At 58.9% G+C, this 7,342-nt stretch carries 8 protein-coding genes; 2 read left to right on the top strand and 6 right to left on the bottom strand.

From position 1 onward, the window contains the following. The 4 genes from ACOVRA_RS01645 to ACOVRA_RS01630 form a co-directional block, all read right to left on the bottom strand. The coding region (locus tag ACOVRA_RS01645) for a lysophospholipid acyltransferase family protein (protein WP_421718788.1) at positions 1-682 on the bottom strand (682 nt) is incomplete at its 3' end. Positions 683-691: 9 nt separating this feature from the next. Then, complete coding sequence (gene lpxK, locus ACOVRA_RS01640) at positions 692-1,693, bottom strand: tetraacyldisaccharide 4'-kinase (RefSeq protein WP_421718787.1); 1,002 nt, start codon at positions 1,691-1,693, stop codon at positions 692-694. Next, positions 1,690-2,988 (bottom strand): 3-deoxy-D-manno-octulosonic acid transferase, encoded by a 1,299-nt coding sequence (locus tag ACOVRA_RS01635; protein WP_421718786.1) that lies wholly within the window; start codon positions 2,986-2,988, stop codon positions 1,690-1,692. The genes lpxK and ACOVRA_RS01635 overlap by 4 nt, the downstream gene beginning before the upstream one ends. Continuing rightward, a complete protein-coding gene (locus tag ACOVRA_RS01630; protein ID WP_421718785.1) occupies positions 2,985-3,749 on the bottom strand; it encodes a lysophospholipid acyltransferase family protein in 765 nt (254 codons plus the stop codon). The genes ACOVRA_RS01635 and ACOVRA_RS01630 overlap by 4 nt, the downstream gene beginning before the upstream one ends. 119 nt (positions 3,750-3,868) lie before the next feature. Here ACOVRA_RS01630 and ACOVRA_RS01625 point away from each other — a divergent pair, with 119 nt between their 5' ends. Further along, positions 3,869-4,531: a fused DSP-PTPase phosphatase/NAD kinase-like protein gene (locus ACOVRA_RS01625; RefSeq protein ID WP_346383970.1), complete on the top strand. Its 663-nt coding sequence runs from the start codon at positions 3,869-3,871 to the stop codon at positions 4,529-4,531. Between the two features lie 316 nt (positions 4,532-4,847). Here the strand turns inward: ACOVRA_RS01625 and ACOVRA_RS01620 are convergent, their stop codons facing one another. Beyond that, positions 4,848-5,171 (bottom strand): hypothetical protein, encoded by a 324-nt coding sequence (locus ACOVRA_RS01620; protein WP_421718784.1) that lies wholly within the window; start codon positions 5,169-5,171, stop codon positions 4,848-4,850. 108 nt (positions 5,172-5,279) lie between these two features. Then, the gene (locus ACOVRA_RS01615) at positions 5,280-5,882 is read right to left on the bottom strand and encodes a TetR/AcrR family transcriptional regulator (protein ID WP_421718783.1); all 603 of its coding nucleotides are present in this window, start codon (positions 5,880-5,882) and stop codon (positions 5,280-5,282) included. A gap of 69 nt (positions 5,883-5,951) precedes the next feature. On the opposite strand from ACOVRA_RS01615, the gene ACOVRA_RS01610 reads away from it, so the two are divergent. Beyond that, on the top strand, positions 5,952-6,824 hold the full coding sequence (locus ACOVRA_RS01610) for an SDR family NAD(P)-dependent oxidoreductase (protein ID WP_421718782.1): 873 nt from the start codon (positions 5,952-5,954) through the stop codon (positions 6,822-6,824). The last annotated feature ends 518 nt before the right edge of the window (positions 6,825-7,342 follow it).

The following is a 7,342-nucleotide window of genomic DNA, read 5'->3' as shown; positions in this document are numbered from 1 at the left end:
AGCGGTAAGCCAGACGCGAAGGACCGTCTGCCGTCTTGCAGAGATGGCCAAAGAAGGGCGCTTCGACCCCCGTCTCATATTTCTGGTCATTCATCATGGCGACCGAGCCACCCTTGGCGAGGATTCGCATCAGACTGACCCCGCCCGACGGGCCTTTGGGCGCAAACAGGCGCACGCCATAGTCCGCCCGGGCTTTGACGATTGTATCATCGACCCAGATATTATTGGCAGGCCGATAGGTGACGCGGCAATCAACCCCGCGCCGCACAATGGCTGCCGGCATGACTTCCCAATTGGCAAAATGGCCAGAGATAAAGACCCCGGCCTTACCCGTACCGACATAGCGGTCGAGAATGTCCAAGCCTTCAAATTCTGCCCGGCTTTCAGGTGTAAACAGGCCCATGGCCGACAGATGCGGGAATTCGCCGACCACGCGGCCCAAATTGTCCCACATGGCGTCCAGCATCTCGCGCTCTTCGGCTGCGGTGATACGCGGAAAAGCAAGGCGCATATTATAGCGCGCGGTCTTGTGCGCGCTGGTGATGGGGCCGAGCGTGCGGGCAAATTTTGCGCCCGCATTGGACGCCTCGTCCAAGGACATGGAGCTAATCCGGTTCCAATAGGTGTGGAACGCCCAAGATTCGATGCGCTTGAAAAAGGACTCGCGACGGCCTGCTGTCATGGAAAAATCCTAATCCTGCCTGATATAGCTGTCGAGTTTGCCGCGCAGAAAGGCGCGAAAGCCCGCTTCATCGGCCAAAACGGCCTCGATCGGCACCACCCGCACCTTGGCAGCAAAGTCCGGCGGTAAGCGCGCATGGTCTTTTTCCGTGGTGACCAAAGTAGCCCCTGCCGCACGCGCATCGGCTTCCAGTCGGCCCAGCTCATCCAGGCGATAGCGATGATGGTCGGAAAATGGGTACAAATCCACGACATTCAAGCCCAAGCCGCGCAAAGTCGCATCAAATTTCTCGGGCCGGCCAATGCCGCAAAAGCCCAAGACGGGGCCGTCAATGGCGAAAGGTTTGGCGATGAGCGACGCATTAAAAACTGGGCCTTCAAAGCCTGCAATATCTTCTAAGGTGTCGTCGCTGACAGGGCCCATCAGAATGATCGCGTCGGCGCGCGCAAGGCCAATGGCTGGCTTCTCCCGCAAAGGTCCTGCTGGGATCAAATGACCATTGCCAAAGCCCGTCTGCCCATCGACCACCACCAGCGACAAAGCTTTCGCCAAAGCCGGGTTCTGGTGACCATCATCGAGAATGAGGGCTTTCATGCCCTGCTCTGCCGCTAACTTGCCTGCCGCCGCGCGGTCACGCCCCACAAAGACCGGTCCGCCTTGGGCCAGCATCAAGGGCTCATCGCCCACATCCTCGGCCCTATGCGCGCCAACATCAACCGCCACCGGGCCTTCCAGCGAGCCGCCATAGCCGCGCGACACAATGCCAATCTGGCCGTCCAAAAGCTCTGCCAATAAGGTCCGCAACGTCTGGGAGAATGGCGTTTTACCCGTGCCACCCGCGGTCAAATTACCGATGGAGATGACCGGGATCGGCAAGGCCAATGGGCTTGCCTTAGCAATGCGTCGCGCAACGCTTGCCCCATAAAGCGCGCCAAGCGGCGATAGAAGCAGTCGCAGGATCGGCGCGGCATCGCGACCAAAACGTATGGTCCAAAAAGACGGTGCCCTCATGCCTTGGCCCGCCCCAAAAGTGCGACCAAAGCGGCGACCGTATCTGCCATGGCGTGGCTACCTTGAGCGATGACGCCACGGGCAGCCTCATTCAAGTGCTCACGCCGCTCCGGATCGCCTAACAGGCCCGCCAAAGTCAAAGCGATGCGGTCGGACGCATGATCGTCCAAAATCACAGCGCCATCCTGATCTTCCAAGGCCTGATAAAGGTCGAGGAAATTGCCGACAAAGCTCGCACTCACCACGGTTGAGCCAAGCTGGACAGGCTCGACTGGATTATGGCCACCAATGCCGGGCTGTAGGCTTCCGGCAACAAAGGTCACGGGGGCTAAACGCATGGCGAGGCCCAATTCGCCCAATGTATCCCACAGCCAAACAGGCGTCTGGGCACCCGGGACTTGGCCTTTTGAGCGCCGCACGGGCACGAGGCCTTGCTTGCGGCATTCAATCTCAACATCTTGCGCACGCTCTGGATGGCGGGGGGCCAAGATCAACAGCGCATCAGATGCGCCGAGCCGCAGTGCCGCATGCGCGGCTAGAAGCACCGTCTCCTCACCCTCATGGGTCGAGGCCGCAAGCCAGATCGGCCGATTGCCGAGCTTGCCTGCCAACACTTTGGCTTGCTTGGCATTCACGATGGGCGCAGGCGCTGCCAGTTTCAAATTACCAATGGTGCCAATCGGACCAGACCGAAACAGGCTGAGCGCTTCAAACGTGCGGGTATCGGCGGGCAGAGCCACGTCAAACAGAGAGAATAACAGCTCTGCCGTTTTCGCCCTGCCCCGCCAGCCCTTGACCGAGCGCGCCGTCATGCGGGCATTGACCAGCGCCAAAGGCACCCCTGCCTGCTTAGTTGCCAGCAGCAGGTTCGGCCAAATCTCGCCTTCCACAAAGACGGCAAGGTCTGGCTGCCAGCCTGCGATAAACGCCTTGGTCGCCATGGGCGTATCGACGGGCACATAGCGGTGTAGGTCGGGCGCTGAAAGCTTACGCGCCATCAAATCCGCCGACGTCTTGGTGCCGCTGGTGAACAGGAAGGTGAGCCCGGGATACGCCTGCCGCAGTTCTTGCGCCAAGGCATGGCCCACAATCGACTCCCCCACGCTGGCCCCATGGATCCAGACCAATTTGCCTTTCGGGCGCTGCACAGGGGCTGTGCCCAGACGTTCCCCAATCCGCGTTGGGTCTTCCCGTCCTTTGGCCGCCCGACGCGACAAGACGCCGGGCATGAAGCGGGCCAGAAGCTGGGTCGCAATCTTATAGAGCGTCAAGGAAAAGGGCAGCGTCTCTGTCACGCCTCAGCCTCTTCCGCGGCGGTTGCAGGCGGCGCAGGCTCAATCAGCGGGCCACCGACCAAGCGATCAGCCTCTTGCATGGCCTCAGTCAGCGCGATTTCTAAGGCCAGACGCGCCGCTTCCATGTCGGCCTCGCTGGCTTTGGCGGGAAGCGCAATCGCGGGCTTATACACAATCACGCCGCGCGAAAACAAAGGCGGCAAGTGAAAGCGGTCCCAACTCTTGGCATAGCCGCCGCCCTTGACGGCAAAGGCCGAAGGTAGAAGCGGCACTTTCGCCATCTTCGCGACCCGCACCGCGCCAAGCTGGGCGCGCATACGCGGTCCCCTCGGCCCATCTGGCGTAATGCCGACACACCCACCCTTTGAGGCGTGGCTGAGCATCTGACGAAACGCCTGCAGCGCGCCCTTATCTTCGGTTTCGCCATCGGCCTTCTTTTTCGACGAGGACCCCCGCACCACCGTACGGCCAACAAGCTCTGCGGCGCGCGCCACAAACTGGCCATCAGGAGAAAGCGAGATCAGCATCAGCATTTTTTGAACGTCAGTCGGCCAGATGGAGTGCGCGCCCATAATGCGCGAATGCCAATAGCACCACACGACGCCCTTACCCGATTTCCAGACCGGCTCAGCATGTTCTTGGCCCACAAACGTCCAGCGCGTCGTAACCCGCACCAAAGCCATCCAGGCCGCCAGAAAGCCCGCAAAAAACCACTGGACGGGTGAGGATCGAAAGAAGGCGCGCGAGAGTTTTTTGCTCATAGTCCCCGCTCCATAGCGAGCGTTGCGCTTTATGGCGAGTGCGCGGGCGCCACAGCTAAGGCTTGCATGGCAACGCGGTGCTGCCTAGATGCGATCGGATTAGCCGAAAAGACGCGCCCGTGCCCAAATTTGACCTGACCACGCCTGAACGCCGCAAAGCCGCTGAAGATGACTATTGGTGGAACGACCACGCCTTTTTGCGCGCGCGCTTTCAAAACAAATATCAAATCAGCCCCCGCATGTGGCGTACGAACCAACCCAGCCCCAAGCAATTGGCGGAATGGAAAGAGTTTGGCATCAAGACCATTGTCAATCTACGCGGCGATACTGACGCCAGCTTTACCGTCTTGGAAAAAGAGGCGTGCGAACAATTGGGCCTCAACCTCGTCTTCCTGCATAGCGAGAGCCGTGGAGCACCCTATCCAGAGCGCCTGTTAGAGGCCAAAAAAGCCTTTGAGACCATGGAATACCCGGCCCTGATGCATTGTAAGTCCGGTGCAGACCGCGCGGGCACCATGGCGGTCTTTTATCTCTATCAGATCGAAGGTGTGCCTTTGGAAGAGGCACGCAAGCAATTAAGCTTCAAATATCTTCACATAAGTGCTGCCAAAACCGGCATCCTCGACTTCTTCTGGGCCGAATGGGCCAAGATCGAAGCGACAGGCCGCATCGACTTCTGGACTTGGCTCACCACCGAATATGACCGCGACGATTTGAAGGCCCGCTATAAGCCGCAGGCGGCCTGGAGCTGGATTGTCGATAACATCTTGAAGCGGGAATAGGCGGGCGGGGCTGGGCTTTTAGAGCGCTACGCCGTAGGGTGCATTCCGCACGGAATGCACCATTTAAGCACATGATATTATTTGTTATTTTCACTCAGAACGCCTTTGCCGCAGGCTCTGCCAGCGCAAAGGCGATGGGCGATTTTGAGCGCGCAAATTTGGGGGTCAAGAGGCGCGCTTCGCGCGTCGACGAAGTCGATTTCACCTCTTGACGCCCAAATTTGCGCAAAGACACTTGTCGAACAGCTTCAAGGCAAGCGCAGCGACGCATTGAAGCGTTCCAAGTGCTTTGCCCCCTACCCCGCCATCACCGGGATCATTGAGTTTTCTTGGCGGCATCCAAGGCGGCGTCCGTCTTGCGTTCGACTTTGTCAGCCGCCTCTTTGGCGTCGTCCGCGGCGTTGCGGGCAGCGTCAGCGCTCTTGTCTGCCGCGTTCGTGACCGCGTTACTGGCATTGGCAGCGGCGTCGGCGGTGGCGTTACCGACGTCCTCTGCCGCAGTTGCTGTGGCGGCCCCCGCATCTTGAGCGGCGGCGGCAGCATGGTCACCGGCGGCGACGGCTTCACTTTTCGACTTGTCTGAGCAGGCCGCGAGCGAGACGGCAAGCAGGCCTATGCAGGCTAAAAGCTTGTTGTTCATTTTGTGTGTCCCCATGTTTGAGAGGCTGGGCCAAGGGCATAGCAACACCTTAACTCTCAACGGGGCGAACCGTTCCAAGTTGGCGGCCATCGCATGGGATACTTTGGCCTAGCCCTTCAGGCCCGCAACCCAACCATCAATCATTGCTAGACTGCCCTGATGGGCTAACTCTGGCGCAATATCGGCCCGCATTTGGCCTTCAAGGGCCAAAGTGCCGATCCCGTGGCTGAGACCCCATAAAAGGTGAGCGCCCTCGATTGGGCTTGGGCTTGAAAGTCTTTGCTCGTCCAAGAAGCGCGCCATTAAGTCCAGCAAAGTCGCTGCTGGGGCAGACGCCGCCCGATGCAAGGCGGGATATCGTAGGTGGTCGGAAAACTCCGGGCTGCGCATCAGAAGATACAGATTTGGGTTGTCCAAGATGAAGCGCACATAATTCGCCCCACCGGCGGCGAGCGCTTCGCGCAGACTTGGTTGGATTGCTTGAATGTCCTGCTTACGGGTTTGCAGCCGTAGAAAACCCTCGGTAGCGACCGCGGCGAGAAGTTCTGCCCGATCGGCAAAATGGTGATAGGGGGCCATAGAGCTCACCCCCACAGCCCGTGCCAGAGCGCGCAATGAAAGTCCGTCTGGGCCGTCCTGCTCCAACATCGTGAGCGCGGCTTGAATCAGCGCATTTCGCAGCTCTCCATGGTGATAGGACTTTTTATCCACGAAACTCTCCTTGACGCCCCTTAGCAATTTATCTATGCGTTGCAAACTTTACATCGTAAGGATTAAGACATGCTGATCATTATGACGGGCGGAACACGGGGTTTGGGGCGGGTTGCGGCGCAAAGGCTCAGTTTATCGGGCACCAAAATCATGGGCGCGCGCAATTTGTCTGAAGTCCCGGAAGGATGGCTTGGGCAAAGCCTCGACCTCAGTCGCCTGGACAGTGTCCGCGCCTTTGTGGCTGAGCTACCCGAAGAGCCTATCTCGCACCTTATTCTCAATGCAGGTGGGCAGACGCCGTCAGCGAGTGGTCGCACGCAGGACGGGTTTGAAATCACGTTTGCGACCAATCATTTGGCTCATTATCTGATGCTGCGCCTCCTCTTGCCTAGGCTGGCAAAGGGTGCCCGCATTGTAATCACCTCGAGTGGTACGCATGACCCACGCGAAAGGACAGGCGTGCCCCCTCCCCGCCACGCTGATGCGTATCGCCTCGCCTATCCCGAGCGGGAGACGAGAGCCGAAGAGTCGGACCTGATTGCGGGGATGCGGGCTTATTCATCCTCGAAACTTTGCAATGTCATGACCGCCCGTTTTCTGGCCCAGACCCCTGAAGCGTCAAGCCTAGGCTGGCAGGTGTTTGCCTATGATCCCGGCGCGACACCGGGCACTGGTCTCGTGCGGCATCATTCTTGGCTGGTCAAAAATCTGATCTGGCCCATCCTGCCCTTGGTGGTCCCATTCTCCTCGGCCTTCAATACAATGAAGGCCGCAGGGCAAGGGCTCGCCGAACTCGCCACAACGGCTAGAGCCCCAGACGGCCTCGTCTACGCAAGTTTGCGCCGTGCCCGCCTGACGTGGCCTGCCCCGTCCGTAATCGCCCAAGACGATGCAGCATGCGCCAAACTTTGGCAGGATAGCGCCGAACTAGTCGGCCTTTAGGGCGGTAGTGCCTTGCTAAAGAACAGTTTATCGCCTTTCAGCGGTGGACCGCGCAGCACTAGCTGCGCAGGGTATGGTTTAGGGATGCGCAGCTAGTGCTGCGCGGTCCTTCTAACTCTATAGTTGGTTTCACCTCGGAACGCCCTTCCCGCAGGCTGTGTCTACGCAAAGGCCGTGTTCGAGTTTCAGGGCGCAAACTTAAAATGACTAAGAAGCGCTTTGGTGCCCATTCTGGTCACCCAACCGCTGTTTCAATTGTTTGTGCGACATCCGGGTCGTCAAGTGTCCGTTTTCTGCGAAAACGGATCGCCACGCGACGCAGCGAAGCTGCGCACTTGACTACCCAGATGTCGCGCTAATCCTAGACGATCCATTTTGGTGAAACAGGGTTTCCACCAAAATGGGTCCAGACGAAAAGGCGCTTCTCGGCTTCGCTCAAGATGAAGTCAGGGGGCAGATCAACCCCTCAACAAAATCCCGCAGATCGACTCAAGCCCAGCCTGGTCTTCTTCATCAAA

The organism is Aquidulcibacter sp. (genome assembly GCF_049239865.1).
Classification (GTDB): Bacteria; Pseudomonadota; Alphaproteobacteria; order Caulobacterales; family Aquidulcibacteraceae; genus Aquidulcibacter.
Note: the sequence above shows the minus strand (reverse complement) of the source record. Positions and strands in the feature narration are given on the sequence as shown.

Bases quoted from the DNA above. Each gene is read 5' to 3' on its own strand.
- ACOVRA_RS01620 (WP_421718784.1), bottom strand. From the start codon at position 5,171: ATGAACAACAAGCTTTTAGCCTGCATAGGCCTGCTTGCCGTCTCGCTC.
- ACOVRA_RS01610 (WP_421718782.1), top strand. From the start codon at position 5,952: ATGCTGATCATTATGACGGGCGGAACACGGGGTTTGGGGCGGGTTGCG.
- lpxK (WP_421718787.1), bottom strand. From the start codon at position 1,693: ATGAGGGCACCGTCTTTTTGGACCATACGTTTTGGTCGCGATGCCGCG.
- ACOVRA_RS01630 (WP_421718785.1), bottom strand. From the start codon at position 3,749: ATGAGCAAAAAACTCTCGCGCGCCTTCTTTCGATCCTCACCCGTCCAG.